Origin of the sequence: Paenarthrobacter sp. (assembly GCF_031180005.1) — a bacterium.
Taxonomy (GTDB): Bacteria; Actinomycetota; Actinomycetes; order Actinomycetales; family Micrococcaceae; genus Arthrobacter.
Map to the genome: position 1 here is coordinate 1 of NZ_JAPSHI010000044.1, position 14756 is coordinate 14756.

General features: G+C 60.6%; 25 protein-coding genes. All 25 read right to left on the bottom strand.

The window, feature by feature from the left end; genetic code table 11:
* Positions 1-641 (bottom strand): DNA-directed RNA polymerase subunit alpha (locus tag RIF72_RS19025; RefSeq protein WP_309076373.1); only part of this gene is annotated, 641 nt, incomplete at its 3' end.
* Between the two features lie 131 nt (positions 642-772).
* Positions 773-1174, bottom strand: a complete 402-nt coding sequence (rpsK, locus tag RIF72_RS19030) for a 30S ribosomal protein S11 (protein WP_018769149.1) — start codon at positions 1172-1174, stop codon at positions 773-775.
* A gap of 45 nt (positions 1175-1219) precedes the next feature.
* Positions 1220-1597: a 30S ribosomal protein S13 gene (rpsM, locus tag RIF72_RS19035; RefSeq protein WP_011692780.1), complete on the bottom strand. Its 378-nt coding sequence runs from the start codon at positions 1595-1597 to the stop codon at positions 1220-1222.
* A gap of 182 nt (positions 1598-1779) precedes the next feature.
* Positions 1780-1893, bottom strand: coding sequence for a 50S ribosomal protein L36 (gene rpmJ, locus RIF72_RS19040; RefSeq protein ID WP_009358722.1), 114 nt, complete (start codon positions 1891-1893; stop codon positions 1780-1782).
* Between the two features lie 69 nt (positions 1894-1962).
* Positions 1963-2184 (bottom strand): translation initiation factor IF-1, encoded by a 222-nt coding sequence (gene infA, locus RIF72_RS19045; RefSeq protein WP_009358723.1) that lies wholly within the window; start codon positions 2182-2184, stop codon positions 1963-1965.
* Positions 2185-2352: 168 nt separating this feature from the next.
* On the bottom strand, positions 2353-3447 hold the full coding sequence (locus RIF72_RS19050; RefSeq protein WP_309076374.1) for a P1 family peptidase: 1095 nt from the start codon (positions 3445-3447) through the stop codon (positions 2353-2355).
* Positions 3448-3473: 26 nt separating this feature from the next.
* Complete coding sequence (locus tag RIF72_RS19055; RefSeq protein ID WP_309076375.1) at positions 3474-4025, bottom strand: hypothetical protein; 552 nt, start codon at positions 4023-4025, stop codon at positions 3474-3476.
* Positions 4013-4639 carry a sigma-70 family RNA polymerase sigma factor gene (locus tag RIF72_RS19060; RefSeq protein ID WP_309076376.1) on the bottom strand — a complete coding sequence of 209 codons (627 nt, stop codon included), beginning with the start codon at positions 4637-4639 and terminating at the stop codon, positions 4013-4015. Before RIF72_RS19060 ends, RIF72_RS19055 begins: the two co-directional genes overlap by 13 nt.
* A gap of 4 nt (positions 4640-4643) precedes the next feature.
* Positions 4644-5183 (bottom strand): hypothetical protein, encoded by a 540-nt coding sequence (locus RIF72_RS19065; RefSeq protein ID WP_309076377.1) that lies wholly within the window; start codon positions 5181-5183, stop codon positions 4644-4646.
* A 99-nt stretch (positions 5184-5282) separates the two neighbouring features.
* Positions 5283-6110 carry a type I methionyl aminopeptidase gene (gene map / locus RIF72_RS19070; protein WP_309076378.1) on the bottom strand — a complete coding sequence of 276 codons (828 nt, stop codon included), beginning with the start codon at positions 6108-6110 and terminating at the stop codon, positions 5283-5285.
* Positions 6111-6208: 98 nt separating this feature from the next.
* Positions 6209-6778: an adenylate kinase gene (locus RIF72_RS19075; RefSeq protein ID WP_309076379.1), complete on the bottom strand. Its 570-nt coding sequence runs from the start codon at positions 6776-6778 to the stop codon at positions 6209-6211.
* 5 nt (positions 6779-6783) lie between these two features.
* Positions 6784-8094, bottom strand: a complete 1311-nt coding sequence (secY, locus tag RIF72_RS19080; protein WP_309076385.1) for a preprotein translocase subunit SecY — start codon at positions 8092-8094, stop codon at positions 6784-6786.
* Between the two features lie 189 nt (positions 8095-8283).
* Positions 8284-8778, bottom strand: a complete 495-nt coding sequence (rplO, locus tag RIF72_RS19085; protein WP_309076380.1) for a 50S ribosomal protein L15 — start codon at positions 8776-8778, stop codon at positions 8284-8286.
* Positions 8779-8985 carry a 50S ribosomal protein L30 gene (rpmD, locus tag RIF72_RS19090; RefSeq protein ID WP_056626615.1) on the bottom strand — a complete coding sequence of 69 codons (207 nt, stop codon included), beginning with the start codon at positions 8983-8985 and terminating at the stop codon, positions 8779-8781.
* 3 nt (positions 8986-8988) lie between these two features.
* Positions 8989-9714 carry a 30S ribosomal protein S5 gene (gene rpsE / locus RIF72_RS19095; protein WP_309076381.1) on the bottom strand — a complete coding sequence of 242 codons (726 nt, stop codon included), beginning with the start codon at positions 9712-9714 and terminating at the stop codon, positions 8989-8991.
* Positions 9711-10094, bottom strand: a complete 384-nt coding sequence (gene rplR / locus RIF72_RS19100) for a 50S ribosomal protein L18 (protein ID WP_309076382.1) — start codon at positions 10092-10094, stop codon at positions 9711-9713. The genes rpsE and rplR overlap by 4 nt, the downstream gene beginning before the upstream one ends.
* A 2-nt stretch (positions 10095-10096) precedes the next feature.
* Positions 10097-10633 (bottom strand): 50S ribosomal protein L6, encoded by a 537-nt coding sequence (gene rplF, locus RIF72_RS19105; protein ID WP_309076383.1) that lies wholly within the window; start codon positions 10631-10633, stop codon positions 10097-10099.
* A gap of 18 nt (positions 10634-10651) precedes the next feature.
* Complete coding sequence (gene rpsH / locus RIF72_RS19110) at positions 10652-11050, bottom strand: 30S ribosomal protein S8 (RefSeq protein ID WP_056425243.1); 399 nt, start codon at positions 11048-11050, stop codon at positions 10652-10654.
* A gap of 93 nt (positions 11051-11143) precedes the next feature.
* Entirely contained in the window at positions 11144-11725 is a 582-nt protein-coding gene (rplE, locus tag RIF72_RS19115) for a 50S ribosomal protein L5 (RefSeq protein ID WP_309076384.1), read from the bottom strand.
* Positions 11725-12084: a 50S ribosomal protein L24 gene (rplX, locus tag RIF72_RS19120; RefSeq protein ID WP_066436866.1), complete on the bottom strand. Its 360-nt coding sequence runs from the start codon at positions 12082-12084 to the stop codon at positions 11725-11727. The genes rplE and rplX overlap by 1 nt, the downstream gene beginning before the upstream one ends.
* Positions 12085-12087: 3 nt before the next feature.
* Positions 12088-12456, bottom strand: coding sequence for a 50S ribosomal protein L14 (gene rplN, locus RIF72_RS19125; protein WP_003803789.1), 369 nt, complete (start codon positions 12454-12456; stop codon positions 12088-12090).
* Between the two features lie 359 nt (positions 12457-12815).
* On the bottom strand, positions 12816-13127 hold the full coding sequence (gene rpsQ, locus RIF72_RS19130; protein WP_247046530.1) for a 30S ribosomal protein S17: 312 nt from the start codon (positions 13125-13127) through the stop codon (positions 12816-12818).
* Positions 13124-13459 (bottom strand): 50S ribosomal protein L29, encoded by a 336-nt coding sequence (gene rpmC / locus RIF72_RS19135; protein WP_281507255.1) that lies wholly within the window; start codon positions 13457-13459, stop codon positions 13124-13126. Before rpmC ends, rpsQ begins: the two co-directional genes overlap by 4 nt.
* A gap of 2 nt (positions 13460-13461) precedes the next feature.
* Entirely contained in the window at positions 13462-13878 is a 417-nt protein-coding gene (rplP, locus tag RIF72_RS19140) for a 50S ribosomal protein L16 (protein ID WP_003803795.1), read from the bottom strand.
* A complete protein-coding gene (gene rpsC, locus RIF72_RS19145) occupies positions 13879-14715 on the bottom strand; it encodes a 30S ribosomal protein S3 (protein ID WP_247046531.1) in 837 nt (278 codons plus the stop codon). It lies immediately after the preceding gene.
* Between the last annotated feature and the right edge of the window lie 41 nt (positions 14716-14756).

Consider the following 14756-nt stretch of genomic DNA (forward strand, 5'->3'; position numbering starts at 1 on the left):
GTGGTGCCTGCGGAAGCCACAGCATCGCGCGGGGCGATGGCCTGCTTGGTCTCGACGTCGACAATCAGCTTGTCAAAGTCGGTGCGCTGCTCAACACGGGTTGCTTCCACGCGGAAAGTAACCTTCAGTACCGGCGAGTAGATGGAATCGACCGGGATACGGCCGATCTCTGCGTCGCCGGACTTGTTCTGAGCTGCCGAAACGTAGCCGCGGCCGCGCTCGATGGTCAGTTCGAGTTCGAACTTGCCCTTCGAGTTCAGCGTGGCAATGTGCAGATCCGGGTTGTGGAATTCGACGCCGGCCGGCGGAGCGATGTCCGCGGCGGTGACGACTCCGGGGCCCTGCTTGCGCAGGTAAGCGACAACCGGCTCATCGTGCTCGGAGGAAACCGAGAGGCTCTTGATGTTCAGGATGATCTCAGTGACATCTTCCTTGACACCCGGAACCGTGGTGAACTCGTGCAGCACGCCATCGATCCGGATGCTGGTTACAGCAGCACCGGGGATGGAGGAGAGCAGGGTACGGCGGAGGGAGTTTCCGAGGGTGTAGCCGAAGCCCGGTTCCAGCGGTTCAATGATGAAACGCGAACGGTTTTCTGAAACTACCTCTTCGGAGAGGGTGGGGCGCTGTGCAATGAGCACTTAGGTTTCCTTTCGGCGAGCATCCGCTATATGACGCAACACAGGTGGTGGAAATTCGGTCTGAAGACTTAACGCGCTGGGCTTGCCCGGACCATCGACGGTCCGGGCAAGCTCATGCGGCGTGGAAAGCCTTAGACGCGGCGGCGCTTCGGCGGGCGGCAGCCGTTGTGCGCAGCGGGGGTGACGTCCTGGATGGAGCCAACCTCGAGGCCTGCGGCCTGCAGCGAACGGATCGCGGTCTCGCGTCCGGATCCCGGTCCCTTGACGAAAACGTCAACCTTGCGCATGCCGTGCTCCTGGGCGCGCTTGGCAGCGGCTTCGGCAGCCATCTGGGCAGCGAACGGAGTGGACTTACGCGAGCCCTTGAAGCCAACCTCACCTGAGGAAGCCCAAGAGATAACAGCGCCGTTCGGATCCGTGATGGAAACGATGGTGTTGTTAAAGGTGCTCTTGATGTGCGCCTGGCCAAGCGCGATATTCTTCTTGTCCTTCTTACGCGGCTTGCGAACCGCGCCACGAGTCTTCGGGGGCATTATTTCTCCTACAGAAAGTTTATTGGGGAAAGTCAGCAGCTATTTCTAGCGGCCGGCTTTCTTCTTGCCGGCGACGGTACGCTTCGGGCCCTTGCGGGTACGTGCGTTGGTCTTCGTACGCTGTCCGCGTACGGGCAGGCCCTTGCGGTGGCGCAGGCCTTCGTAGCTGCCGATTTCAACCTTGCGGCGGATATCTGCTGCTACTTCGCGGCGAAGGTCACCCTCAACCTTGTAGTTGCCTTCAATGTAGTCACGCAGCTCAACCAGCTGTGCATCAGTCAGGTCCTTGACGCGAACGTCAGCGCTGATGCCAGTGGCAGCCAGGGTTTCGTGTGCACGGGTCTTGCCCACGCCGTAGATGTAAGTAAGCGCAATTTCCAGCCGCTTTTCGCGGGGAATGTCTACGCCAGCGAGACGAGCCATAGTGGCAGTGCTCCTTGAATAAACCGGAGGTCGTAGGCAGTACACCCGCACGTTCTGTGCGGCCCCAGCCTCCGACCGGGGGTTAGCTGTCCAGGCTCGTTATTACTCGATGTCCCGGTTCAGCTTGTGCTGCCTTTTATTTACTTGCGTGGGTTAGCAACCCAGGGATTTCCAGAAGGAAATTAGCCCTGGCGCTGCTTGTGGCGCGGGTTCTCGCAGATCACCATGACCCGGCCATTACGGCGGATCACTTTGCACTTTTCGCAGATCTGCTTGACGCTCGGCTTGACCTTCATGGCGTTCCTTTGCGTGTTGCAGTTGGACCACTGGAGCGGCTTCCGGTTGATGCCATTGCCGCCCAGAGCTTATTTGTAGCGGTAGACAATACGACCACGTGTCAGGTCATAAGGGCTCAGCTCCACCACTACCCGGTCCTCAGGGAGAATCCTGATGTAGTGCTGACGCATTTTTCCAGAGATGTGTGCAAGTACGATGTGCTTGTTGGTGAGCTCAACACGGAACATCGCATTGGGCAGCGCCTCGGTCACAACGCCTTCGATCTCTATGACCCCGTCCTTCTTGGCCATATCCTCCGCTAACTGTTGTTGCCACAGCCCTCCGGAATGCACCGGGCATGACTGTGAACGTTTTTTGATTGATTGGCCATCGCCTAGCGACCGCAAAAGGGCGCAACAGGGCAGACAACCAACAGACAACACTACGCCATGATGGCGCAAATGTTAAATCCTGCCATGTTAGCGCACGGTGCCCCTAAATGCAGCAAACTCCCCTGCCGGGGTGCTGACACTCTCCGCCCTGGTGACCCCGTCCATGATGGCCAGACGCACGACGTCGGCTGCGGCGCTTTGCAGCTTGATAAGACTCAACATCCGGGCCTCCGTACTGCTCCGATCCAGCTGAACGGCGCCGGTCGCCAGGGTGAACACGGTGTCGCCGTCGGCCAAAGTGTGGCTCGGATTCAACGCCCGCGCGATCCCCGCGTGCGCAGCCGACGCCGTCCGTTTGCACTCAGCCTTGTCCAGGACCGCATTCGTCGCGACGACGACGAGCGTTGTATTGAGTTGCTTACCACCCACGTCGGGAGGGGAATCGGGAACCTGGGCGGCAGGTTCCGGAACCCGGAAGCCCGCGTCTAAGGTGGGCCCACTCTCGCCGGGTTCCCTGGCCGGGCTTGCGAGGTTAGGGGGCGAGAGGGGAGGAACGACCGAGCGGGCGGAGGGGTGCGGCTCCTGCCGCCCTTCTGGCAGGAACGGCAGTCCCAGCGCATTGACCACCACTATGGCGCCGACAACGACAGTTCCCTCAGCAGAGATGCCGTCGAGGGTGATTGAGGCCGTGCCTACTCCGCCTTTGTAGGTTCGTGCCATGGCTGCTCCGGTGCCGGCTCCTACGTTGCCGCGTTCGACGTCGTGCCCGTCCCTTCGGGTGAAGGCGACGGCGGTGGCTTCGTAGCCCATGGCCTGATCCGGGCGGGCCTGGAAGTCGCCGCCCCTTCCGAGGTCGAAGATGGATGCAGCCGGGACGATGGGAACTACGCCGCCGGGAACTTCGAAGCCCCGGCCGTTCTCCTCGCACCAACGCTGGGCGCCATGGGCTGCGACGAGCCCGTAGGCACTGCCGCCTGTCAGGACCACGGCATCAACGAAGGAGGTCAGCGTGGTGGGCTCCAATGCATCAGTTTCGTGAGTGCCCGGCCCGCCGCCTTGGACGTGAACGGAGCCAACAGTCCCGGGCGGCGGCAGGACCACCGTCACCCCGCTCAACCACCCGTCGCCGGACTTTTGGACCTGGCCTACCCGGATACCTGTGACGTCAGTGATCGCTCCCATGGCTCCATTGTGGTGCACGTGTGCCGTTATTTGCCTTGCTGCTCCCGGAGCATCTTCTCGACATCGAGCGTCGCGGGACGCATTCCCACTTCAGGACAGAACTCCTCAGTTGATATCGGGACGTCCCCCGGGGCAGGCAGTACCGCGTACCGCCAGTCATCCCGTATGCACTTGACCAGGACAGGTACTTTCGTCGGCGCCTGGGGAGCGGTGGCAGGCGGCTTCGGTGCTGGCCGAACGGTGACTCCGGGCTGGATCCTGCCTTCACGCCACAGTGAACTGCAGAGCTCTACAGGATCGACGGCCTCGGTGTTGTCCGCGGGTCCTCCGACCGCCAGAGCCACCTCTTCAGCGTAGGTGTTGGCGGAGGGACCCGAATAACAGAAAGCAGTGTATTTGGCCTGTTCCGGCGTCACATTGAAGATATAGAAACCAGCAGTCGCGGCAGCGAGGATCACTGGCGCCATGACTGCCGCCACAACGCGGCGGCTGCGTTGCCGCCGTCGGCGAAGATCGGCGCTGATCCTGTTGGTGAGCGCGGCACGTACCCGCTCACGGCTTTCACTCAGATCCTCCATTTTTGAGTCACCTCCTCCCCCTGGGTCTCGTTAAACAGCTCTTTTAGTTTGGAACGCATCCGCAGAACGCGGTTCTTTACGGCGGCAGTGGTAATGCCTGTGGCCGCGGCAATCTGGGCGTGTGGCACATCGCCCAGGAAGAACATCCGGAAAACGGCCTGGTCCTGGACAGACATAGTTGCTACGACGGCCATTACCTGCGAGATCTGGTCATTGGTGACCACAATGCTCTCCGCAGAGACGGCTACCAATGCCTTACTGGCATCCAGCTCATCAATGTCAGCTGTGGGCTGGTTGCCGTGTTTCCGGTTGTGGTTGTAGCTCAGGAACTTGGCTGTGGAAAAAATCCAGGGGCGCAGCGAGCCGTTGACAAGGCTCACGGTCTTTGCCTTCTCCCACAACAGGAAAAAAGTCTCCTGGGCGAGCTCTTCTGCGGCGGGGATACTGCCTGTCATCTTCACGAGGTATCGCAAAACGCCGTCGGCATACCGGTCATAGACCTCGCCGAACGCACCCTCATCGCGCTTTACAAGACCTTTGAGCAAGTGTGCTTCGTGGTCAGGGTCGTCCGGCCCGACGCCGTTGCCGGTCCGGGACCTGAAAAAACCGGCCACTTGCCTAGGGCGAAAAGCTGATGGAGGACGTTCGATCGTTCATGGTGCCAACCCAGGATGAGGATGCGTACCAGCCGTAACCGGCACCTGTACCGTTTGAATGCTCGTGGAGGTACAAGCGGCAGCCAGATCCGCCGATAAAGGAGGAAAGACGGTCATTCCAACCCGTCCAGGTCAGGTCAATGAAATCCGTGTAGCCCGACCCGCACGAGTCCCCCACGATGTTCAAATAACCGCCGCCATAGCCTGAGTTGTCATAGACTGTGCCGATGACAGACGCCGCCTGAGCGGTTTCGGTTGATTCGGACTTGAGGCGGGGCCCTTCAGTACCTTTAGCCTTTTTTCCCGTATCCACGCCGGAAAGCTCCAGCGATCGGTTGAGCTCTTCAGGTGTGTCATGGCACTGAAGCTTCTGCCTGGCGACGTCCGCTGAGCAGTACTTGGCAGCGGATGCAGGATCCTTCGCTGCCGTCATGGTTGCTGCAAGGAACAAACAAGCGACAAGTGCCAGGACAGCCTTCAATGAACCGCGACGAACAGACATGTCCCCAGTTTACCCATGGGCCCCCTCCCCCTTTTGCCGCCCCGCATTTGAACGGCCGGCTATGAGGTTAATGTTCCGGGAGGGGAAAAAGTCTCAGGATCAGGGAATCGGGGTAGGAACTACCCCGAGGGGCGCCAGGCGTTCCGCGCCGCCGTCGGGAGCGGAAAGAACCCAGATCCCCTTGCTGTGCACGGCAACGGAGTGCTCCCATTGGCAGGAGCGCTGGCCGTCAGCGGTGACCACGGTCCAGTCGTCGTCGAGCACTGCGGTGTCAATTCCGCCTCGGACCAGCATCGGCTCGATGGCCAGGCAGAGGCCCGGGCGGATCTTCGGCCCCCGGTGACCGGTCCTGTAGTTGGGAACGTCCGGCGCCATGTGCATCTCAGAGCCGATACCGTGACCCACGTAGTCTTCCAGGATTCCGAGCGGCTTCCCGGGCACAGAAGAGACGTAGTCGTCTACCGCGGCGCCAATGTCACCGATGTTCTTTCCAGTGGCAAGCGCCGCTATCCCGTGCCACATTGCTGTCTCAGTCACGTCCGAGAGGCGCTGATCGGCGGGATCGGCCGTGCCCACAATGACCGTGCGTGCGGAATCGGAATGCCACCCGTCCACGATGGCGCCGCCGTCGATCGACAGGATGTCTCCGTCCCGCAAGATCCGGTTGCCTGGGATCCCGTGCACCACTTCCTCATTGACGGAGGTGCAAATGGTCGCCGGGAACCCGTGATAGCCCAGGAAATTTGACTTGGCACCGGAGTCGCTGAGGACAGCGGCGAATACCTCGTCCAGCTCCTTGGTGGTGGTTCCGGCAGTGGCAGCGGCGGCAGCGGCATCGAGGGCGCGACTCAGAACAAGGCCTGCCTTGTGCATGGTGCGTATCTGGGCGTCGGTCTTGTACTCAATACGGGGCTGGCCGAAGGCCATCTTCCGGTCCTTTCAGAGGCAAGCTGTTGGGATGCGTTCGGGGTAAATGGGTGAGGCTCCTCCCGATACGCGGGAGGAGCCTCGTAAAGCTGGGCTGATCAGGCCGCCTGGGCAGCCTTGATGGCCTGCATCACGCGGTCCGTCACTTCGTCGATGGCGCCGATGCCGTCGACCTGTGTGAGGATGCCGCGCTCCGCGTACTTCGCCACAACGGCTTCAGTCTGCTCGTGGTAGAGGTCCAGGCGGTGCCGGATGACGGCTTCATTGTCGTCACTGCGGCCGTTCTCCTTGGCGCGCCCCAGGAGGCGGGTAACCAGTTCCTCGTCGTCCGCGGTCAGCTGGAGCACGACGTCGAGCTTTTGATCACCTTCAGCCAGGATCTGGTCCAGGTAGTCCACCTGCGCTGTAGTGCGGGGGTAACCGTCCAGGAGGAAGCCGCCGTCCACGTCGCCTTCGCTGAGGCGGTCACGCACCATTTTGTTGGTGACGCTGTCCGGAACAAAATCTCCGGCGTCCATGTACTTCTTGGCCTCGAGGCCCAGGGGAGTCTCACCCTTGACGTTGGCACGGAAGATATCGCCGGTGGAGATCGCTACGACGCCGAGCCGCTCCGAAATACGTTCCGCCTGCGTTCCTTTGCCGGAGCCAGGAGGTCCGATAATCAACATTCTGGTCATCGTAAGAGCCCTTCATAGTGACGTTGCTGTAGCTGCGCGTCGATCTGCTTGACCGTTTCAAGGCCTACGCCCACCATGATCAGGATCGAGGTGCCGCCGAACGGGAAGTTCTGGTTGGCGTTGATCAGGACCAGGGCCACCAACGGAATCAGCGCGACGAAGCCCAGGTAGAGGGCCCCGGGCAACGTGATCCGTGAGAGGACGTACTGCAGGTAATCCGCGGTTGGCTTGCCGGCCCGGATGCCGGGAATGAAGCCGCCGTACTTCTTCATGTTGTCGGAGACCTCTTCAGGGTTGAAGGTGATCGCCACGTAGAAGTAAGTAAAGAAAACGATCATGGCGAAATAGAGCGCCATGTAGATGGGGTGGTCCCCGCGTGTGAGGTTGTTGTTGATCCATTCAACCCACGGCTGGACCGGTTCGCCCGCCCGGGGCTGGTTGAACTGGGAGATCAGGCCCGGCAGGTACAGCATCGAGGAAGCGAAGATCACGGGGATCACGCCGGCCATATTCACCTTGATGGGGATGTAGGTGCTTGTTCCGCCCACGGTACGGCGGCCAATCATCCGCTTGGCGTACTGCACCGGTACACGACGCTGAGACTGCTCCACAAAGACCACCAGTGCAACGGTCACAAGTCCGATCGCCAGAACCATAAAGAACGTTCCCGGGCCCTGTGACGTCCAGATGGCGCCAAGGGAGGTGGGGAACGTCGCTGCGATGGATGTGAAGATGAGCAGCGACATACCGTTGCCGACGCCCTTTTCAGTGACGAGCTCGCCCATCCACATGATGAGGCCGGTACCCGCCGTCAGCGTGATGATCAGGAGGATGGTGGTGATGATGCTGTCGTCCGGAATGAGCGGAAGGTTGCAGCCCGGCAGCAGCTGCCCGGAACGGGCCAACGACACCAGTGTCGTGGCGTTCAGCAGGCCAAGGGCGATAGTCAGGTAACGCGTGTACTGCGTCAGCTTCGACTGGCCCGAGGCGCCCTCTTCGTACAGTTGCTGGAAACGGGGAATGACCACCCGCAGGAGCTGCACAATGATGCTTGCCGTGATGTACGGCATGATCCCCAAGGCAAAGATGGACACTTGCAGCAGGGCACCGCCACTGAACAAGTTGACGAGCTGGTAGATACCGCCCGAGGTCTGACCTGTCGACAAGCATTGCTGGACATTCTGGTAGTTCACACCAGGCGAGGGGATGAAAGCGCCCAAGCGGAAGATTGTGATGATTCCCAGCGTGAACAACAACTTGCGTCGCAGATCAGGCGTGCGAAAGGCCCGGCCAAATGCGCTAAGCAAGCGTCCTCCTGAGTTGTTTGATGAAGTCATGTGAGCAGGGTCAATAAACCCAACAACCGAGTCTAACGGGTGGATGCGCTCCGCCGATAATCGGTGAGCTCCCAAAAAAGAAAAAACTCCCGGTCGACGAGGCCTGAGCCCCGACAACCGGGAGTTTTTCGCAATAGGCAATTGCTTGCCCACACTCATTTAGAGTGCGGTGGTGCTTCCGCCTGCTGCAGCAATCTTTTCGGCAGCGCTGGCCGAGAATGCATCGACCGTGACGTCAACCTTGACGGTGATGTCACCGGTGCCCAGCACCTTGACGGGCTGGTTCTTGCGAACGGCACCCTTTGCCACCAGGTTCTCCACGGTGACAACGCCACCTTCCGGGAACAGCTCGTTGAGCTTGTCCAGGTTAACAACCTGGTACTCAACCCGGAACGGGTTCTTGAAGCCGCGCAGCTTCGGCAGGCGCATGTGCAGCGGCAACTGGCCGCCGGCAAAGCCAGCCTTGATCTGGTAGCGGGCCTTCGTACCCTTGGTACCGCGACCGGCGGTCTTACCCTTGGAACCTTCACCACGACCAACACGGGTCTTGGCGGTCTTGGCACCCGGAGCGGGACGCAGGTGGTGAACCTTCAGTGCGTTCTGCTTCTCAGCAGTGGCGCCCTGTGCCTTTTCGGCGGTGTTCTTCTCTGCCATTTACTTCGCCTCCTCTACCTTTACCAGGTGCGGAACCGTGTTGAGCATTCCGACAGTCACGGCGTCGGCGGTGCGGACAACAGTGTGTCCGATCCGCTTCAGGCCGAGGGACCGCAGGGTGTCGCGCTGGTTCTGCTTGCCGCCAATGGCGGACTTGATCTGAGTGATCTCCAACTGTGCGTCGGAGGGAATCAGGTTCTTGGCCATGCCTTAGACACCTGCCTTCTGGTTCTGGTTCAGAAGAGCGCGGACCAAAGCAGCCGGAGCAACCTCGTCCAGCGGCAGGCCACGACGGGCTGCCACAGACGCGGGCTCTTCCAGGCGCTTCAGAGCGTCAACAGTCGCGTGAACGATGTTGATGGCGTTGGAGGAACCGAGCGACTTGGAGAGGATGTCGTGGATGCCCACGCACTCCAGTACTGCACGGACCGGACCGCCGGCGATAACACCGGTACCGGCGGAAGCCGGACGCAGCATTACGACGCCTGCAGCAGCTTCGCCCTGCACACGGTGCGGGATGGTGCTGCCAACGCGGGGAACGCGGAAGAAGGACTTCTTGGCTTCTTCAACGCCCTTAGCGATTGCTGCGGGAACTTCCTTCGCCTTGCCGTAGCCGACGCCGACCATACCGTTACCGTCACCAACGACGACGAGTGCGGTGAAGCTGAAGCGACGACCACCCTTGACGACCTTGGAAACGCGGTTGATGGTAACAACGCGCTCTACGAACTGGCTCTTCTCGGCTTCACGGCCGCCGTCGCGGCCACCACGGCCACCACGGTCGCCGCGGCCCTGGCCACGGTCGCCACGCTCGCCGCGACGGGCACCGCCGCGGCGGTCGTCGCCAGCGGCGGGAGCGGTGGCTTCAGCAGCTACGGCTTCAGTCGCCTTCTGATCTGCAGACACAGTGTCCTTTTCCTTGTTTGCTTCCGTCACAGTGACAGCCCACCTTCACGTGCACCGTCAGCGACGGCGGCGATCCGGCCGTGGTACTTGTTACCACCACGGTCGAAGACAACCGCTTCGACTCCGGCAGCCTTGGCGCGCTCGGCTACGAGCTCACCAACGCGCTTGGCCTTGGCGGTCTTGTCACCGTCGAATGCACGAAGGTCGGCTTCCAGTGTGGATGCGCTCGCTACGGTCTGGCCGATGGTGTCGTCGACAACCTGGACAAATACGTGGCGTGCGGAGCGGTTCACGACCAGACGGGGACGTGCAGGCGTTCCGGAGATGCGCTTGCGGATACGAAGCTGGCGGCGGCTGCGCGAAGCAGACTTGCTCTTGTTCGTACGCTTCTTGTTAATTGCGATGGCCATGGTTACTTACCAGCCTTTCCGACCTTGCGGCGGATGACTTCGCCGGCGTAGCGAATGCCCTTGCCCTTGTAGGGGTCCGGCTTGCGCAGCTTGCGAATGTTGGCAGCAACCTCGCCGACCTGCTGCTTGTTGATGCCTGAGACAGAGAGCTTGGTCGGCCCCTCTACTGCAAAGGTGATGCCGGCCGGTGCCGTAACGCTGACCGGGTGGCTGAAGCCGAGAGCGAACTCAAGGTCAGATCCCTTGGCCTGTACGCGGTAACCGGTACCAACGATTTCAAGCTTCTTTTCGTAGCCGGCCGTGACGCCCTGGATCATGTTGGAGATCAGGGTGCGGGTCAAACCGTGCAGCGAACGGGAGGCGCGCTCGTCGTTCGGGCGGGTGACGGTCAGGGTGTTGTCTTCCAGGGCAACCTCGATCGGGCTGGCCACAGTGTGGCTCAGCTCGCCTTTGGAACCCTTGACGCTGACGACAGAGCCGTCAACCTTGACCTCAACGCCGGCAGGAACGGTGATGGGGAGACGTCCAATACGTGACATTATTCTCTTCCTTTCCCGTTACCAGACGTAAGCGAGGACTTCGCCGCCCACGCCCTTCTTGCCGGCCTGCTTGTCAGTCAAGAGGCCGGAAGAGGTGGACAGGATTGCGACACCCAGGCCACCGAGCACGTGCGGCAGGTTGGTGGACTTTGCGTATACGCGCAGTCCCGGCTTGGAAATACGACGAACGCCAGCAATTGAACGCTCGCGGTTCGGGCCGAACTTGAGCTCGAGGGTCAGCTTCTTGCCAACCTCAGCGTCTTCTTCTTTCCAGGAGGCGATGTAACCTTCGGCCTTCAGGATGTCAGCGACGCGTGCCTTGAGCTTGCTGTAAGGCATAGACACGGAATCGTGGTATGCCGAGTTTGCGTTGCGCAGACGCGTAAGCATATCTGCGACAGGATCTGTCATAGTCATGTGGGCTCTTGCCCTTCCTCATAACGGTTTCCGCTGGCTGGTCCGGGAATCAATTCCCAGTACCAGGTCAGGCGGACCTTTTATGTAGCTAGATTAATCTTCGGTCTTGAACGGGAAGCCAAGCGCCTTCAGCAGCGCGCGGCCTTCGTCATCGGTCTTTGCAGTGGTGACAACCGTGATGTCCATACCGCGAACGCGGTCAATGGAATCCTGGTCGATCTCGTGGAACATAACCTGCTCGGTCAGACCGAAGGTGTAGTTGCCGTTGCCGTCGAACTGCTTGCCGCTGAGGCCGCGGAAGTCGCGGATACGGGGCAGTGCGAGGGTTACCAGGCGGTCCAGGAATTCCCACATGCGGTCTCCACGCAGAGTTGCGTGTGCACCGATGGGCATGCCTTCGCGCAGCTTGAACTGAGCGATCGACTTGCGGGCCTTGGTGACCTGGGGCTTCTGGCCGGTGATCAGGGTGAGGTCGCGGACAGCGCCGTCGATCAGCTTGGAGTCCTTGGCGGCATCTCCAACACCCATGTTCACGACAACCTTGACCAGGCGCGGAACCTGGTTAACGTTCTCGTACTTGAATTCCTCAACAAGCGTGTCCTTGATGGAATCCGCGTACTTGGTCTTCAGACGAGGAACGATCTTGCTTGCCGGAGTCTCGAGAGTCTCAGTCATTAGATGTCCTTCCCGGAGCTCTTGGCCACGCGTACGCGCACTTCACGCTTCACGCCATCGCGCTCAACGGTCTCGGTGCGGAAACCTACGCGGGTGGGCTTCTTGGTGGACGGGTCAACCAGAGCCACGTTGGAGATGTGGATTGAAGCCTCAACGACCTCGATGCCACCGGTCTTGGTGCCGCGCTGCGACTGACCGACCTTGGTGTGCTTGGTTACGCGGTTAATGCCTTCAACCAACACGCGGTTGGTCTCGGGGAATACGCGCAGAACCTTGCCCTGCTTGCCACGGTCGCCGCCGCGCTCAGCCTTGGCGCCAGTGATGACCTGAACGAGGTCACCCTTCTTGATCTTAGCCATGGACTACAGCACCTCCGGAGCCAGAGAAACGATCTTCATGAACTTCTTGTCACGGAGCTCACGACCAACCGGTCCGAAGATACGGGTGCCGCGGGGGTCACCGTCGTTCTTCAGGATTACAGCTGCGTTCTCGTCAAACTTGATGTAGGAACCATCCGCACGGCGGCGTTCCTTCTTGGTACGGACGATGACGGCCTTGACCACATCGCCCTTCTTTACGTTGCCGCCCGGGATTGCGTCCTTGACGGTAGCGACGATGACGTCGCCAATGCCTGCGTAGCGACGGCCAGATCCACCGAGAACGCGAATGGTAAGGATTTCCTTAGCACCCGTGTTGTCGGCGACCTTGAGTCGCGACTCCTGCTGAATCACTATTTACTCCTTGCGTCGCGCGGGTTCTCAGACCGAAAATCTTCCTACGGAATGAGCCTTGCGGAACGGTTGATCGGGGTGTCTCTTGACCTGCCTGGATTTTGCCAGACCAGGCCTAAACTCCCGTGCCAAAAACATTTGCTTCCCAAGCGGATTCTGACTGATCAGGACGCAAGGGGGCACTATGCCGTGGCACGATTGTTTACGAGGTTGATGACGGCGCACGAACGGCGCCATACAAACTCAATATCCTAGCACAATTCTTCCCGGTTCCCATATCACATGGAGACGCGGAAACCCCCGCTCCCAAAGGGAACGGGGGTTTCCAGTGCAGCTTTGTTTCAGCAAAGCCGCCGGTGTTACTTGGCCTTTTCGAGGATCTCCACAAGCCGCCAGTTCTTGGTGGCGGACAGTGGGCGGGTCTCAGCGATGAGCACGAGATCGCCGATGCCGGCGATGTTCTGCTCGTCGTGAGCCTTGACCTTCGAAGTGCGGCGGATGACCTTGCCGTACAGGGCGTGCTTCACGCGGTCTTCAACCTGGACAACGATGGTCTTTTCCATCTTGTCCGAGACCACGTAGCCACGACGCGTCTTACGGTAACCGCGCTGCTCAGCCGTAGCTGCCGCAGCAGAAACAGTTTCCGTCACGTTCTCGTCCTTTTCACTCACTTGGCGTCCTCCTCGGTCTCAGCTTCGGCCGGCTTTTCAGCCTTCTCAGCCTTGGCTGCTGACTTCTTGGACTTCTTTTCTTCCTTGGCTTCCACAACCGGTGCGGCAACCTCGGCACGAATGCCCAGCTCACGCTCACGGAGAACGGTGTAGATGCGAGCGATGTCCTTCTTTACCGCACGCAGACGACCGTGGTTCTCCAGCTGACCGGTGGCGGACTGGAAACGCAGGTTGAACAGCTCTTCCTTGGACTTGCGGAGTTCTTCAACGAGACGCTCGTTGTCGAAACCGTCCAGCTGTGCGGGTGCGAGATCCTTCGACCCTACTGCCATTTCTATTCACCACCTTCGCGACGCACAATGCGTGCCTTCAACGGGAGCTTGTGGATTGCAAGGCGCAGGGCCTCGCGAGCTACCTCTTCATTGACACCGGAGAGTTCGAAGAGAACCCGGCCCGGCTTGACGTTTGCAACCCACCACTCCGGAGAACCCTTACCGGAACCCATACGGGTTTCAGCAGGCTTCTTCGTCAGCGGACGGTCCGGGTAGATGTTGATCCAGACCTTACCGCCACGCTTGATGTGGCGGGTCATTGCAATACGTGCGGATTCGATCTGACGGTTGGTGACGTATGCCGGGCTCAGAGCCTGGATGCCGTACTCACCGAAGGAGACCTTGGTGCCGCCCGTAGCAGCGCCGGAACGACCCGGGTGGTGCTGCTTACGGTGCTTGACTCGACGTGGGATAAGCATTTAAGCCTGTCCTCCTTCTACTGCAGCGGGTGCAGCCTCAACTGCCGGAGCGGCTTCAGCAGCAGGAGCTGCTTCGGCTGCCGGACGGTCGGTACGACGACGGCGGTCACCACGGTCAGCGCCACCCGGGCGGCCCGGGCGGTCGCTGGCACCACGGCCGCGGGACGGAGCAGCAGCTGCCTGCTGTGCCAGTTCCTTGGCGGTGACGTCACCCTTGTAGATCCAGACCTTCACGCCAATGCGGCCGAAGGTGGTCTTGGCCTCGTAGAAGCCGTAGTCGATGTTCGCGCGGAGGGTGTGCAGGGGCACACGGCCTTCGCGGTAGAACTCCGAGCGGGACATTTCTGCGCCACCCAGACGACCGGAGCAAGCGATACGGATACCCTTGGCACCGGCGCGCTGTGCGGACTGCATTGCCTTCTTCATCGCACGGCGGAAAGCCACACGTGAGGTCAGCTGCTCTGCAACGCCCTGGGCAACAAGCTGAGCTTCCATCTCGGGGTTCTTGACCTCGAGGATGTTCAGCTGAACCTGCTTGCCAGTGAGCTTTTCGAGCTCGCCGCGGATGCGGTCTGCCTCGGCGCCGCGGCGGCCGATGACGATGCCCGGACGTGCCGTATGGATGTCCACGCGGACACGGTCGCGGGTACGCTCGATCTCAACCTTGGCGATACCGGCGCGCTCCATGCCCGTGGACATGAGCTGGCGGATACGGATGTCTTCGCGAACGAAGTCCTTGTACCGCTGGCCAGCCTTGGTGCTGTCAGCGAACCAGTGCGATACGTGATCGGTGGTGATGCCGAGTCGGAACCCGTGCGGGTTTACTTTCTGTCCCACTTAGCGAGCCTCCTCTTTCTCCGGGGTAGCGACTACCACGG

Bases quoted from the DNA above. Each gene is read 5' to 3' on its own strand.
- rpsK (WP_018769149.1), bottom strand. From the start codon at position 1,174: ATGCCCCCGAAGACTCGTGGCGCGGTTCGCAAGCCGCGTAAGAAGGAC.
- rpsM (WP_011692780.1), bottom strand. From the start codon at position 1,597: ATGGCTCGTCTCGCTGGCGTAGACATTCCCCGCGAAAAGCGGCTGGAA.
- rpmJ (WP_009358722.1), bottom strand. From the start codon at position 1,893: ATGAAGGTCAAGCCGAGCGTCAAGCAGATCTGCGAAAAGTGCAAAGTG.
- infA (WP_009358723.1), bottom strand. From the start codon at position 2,184: ATGGCCAAGAAGGACGGGGTCATAGAGATCGAAGGCGTTGTGACCGAG.
- RIF72_RS19050 (WP_309076374.1), bottom strand. From the start codon at position 3,447: ATGGGAGCGATCACTGACGTCACAGGTATCCGGGTAGGCCAGGTCCAA.
- RIF72_RS19055 (WP_309076375.1), bottom strand. From the start codon at position 4,025: ATGGAGGATCTGAGTGAAAGCCGTGAGCGGGTACGTGCCGCGCTCACC.
- RIF72_RS19065 (WP_309076377.1), bottom strand. From the start codon at position 5,183: ATGTCTGTTCGTCGCGGTTCATTGAAGGCTGTCCTGGCACTTGTCGCT.
- map (WP_309076378.1), bottom strand. From the start codon at position 6,110: ATGGCCTTCGGCCAGCCCCGTATTGAGTACAAGACCGACGCCCAGATA.
- RIF72_RS19075 (WP_309076379.1), bottom strand. From the start codon at position 6,778: ATGTTGATTATCGGACCTCCTGGCTCCGGCAAAGGAACGCAGGCGGAA.
- rplO (WP_309076380.1), bottom strand. From the start codon at position 8,778: ATGGCAGAGAAGAACACCGCCGAAAAGGCACAGGGCGCCACTGCTGAG.
- rpmD (WP_056626615.1), bottom strand. From the start codon at position 8,985: ATGGCCAAGAACCTGATTCCCTCCGACGCACAGTTGGAGATCACTCAG.
- rplR (WP_309076382.1), bottom strand. From the start codon at position 10,094: ATGGCCATCGCAATTAACAAGAAGCGTACGAACAAGAGCAAGTCTGCT.
- rplF (WP_309076383.1), bottom strand. From the start codon at position 10,633: ATGTCACGTATTGGACGTCTCCCCATCACCGTTCCTGCCGGCGTTGAG.
- rpsH (WP_056425243.1), bottom strand. From the start codon at position 11,050: ATGACTATGACAGATCCTGTCGCAGATATGCTTACGCGTCTGCGCAAC.
- rplE (WP_309076384.1), bottom strand. From the start codon at position 11,725: ATGACTGAGACTCTCGAGACTCCGGCAAGCAAGATCGTTCCTCGTCTG.
- rplX (WP_066436866.1), bottom strand. From the start codon at position 12,084: ATGGCTAAGATCAAGAAGGGTGACCTCGTTCAGGTCATCACTGGCGCC.
- rpmC (WP_281507255.1), bottom strand. From the start codon at position 13,459: ATGGCAGTAGGGTCGAAGGATCTCGCACCCGCACAGCTGGACGGTTTC.
- rplP (WP_003803795.1), bottom strand. From the start codon at position 13,878: ATGCTTATCCCACGTCGAGTCAAGCACCGTAAGCAGCACCACCCGGGT.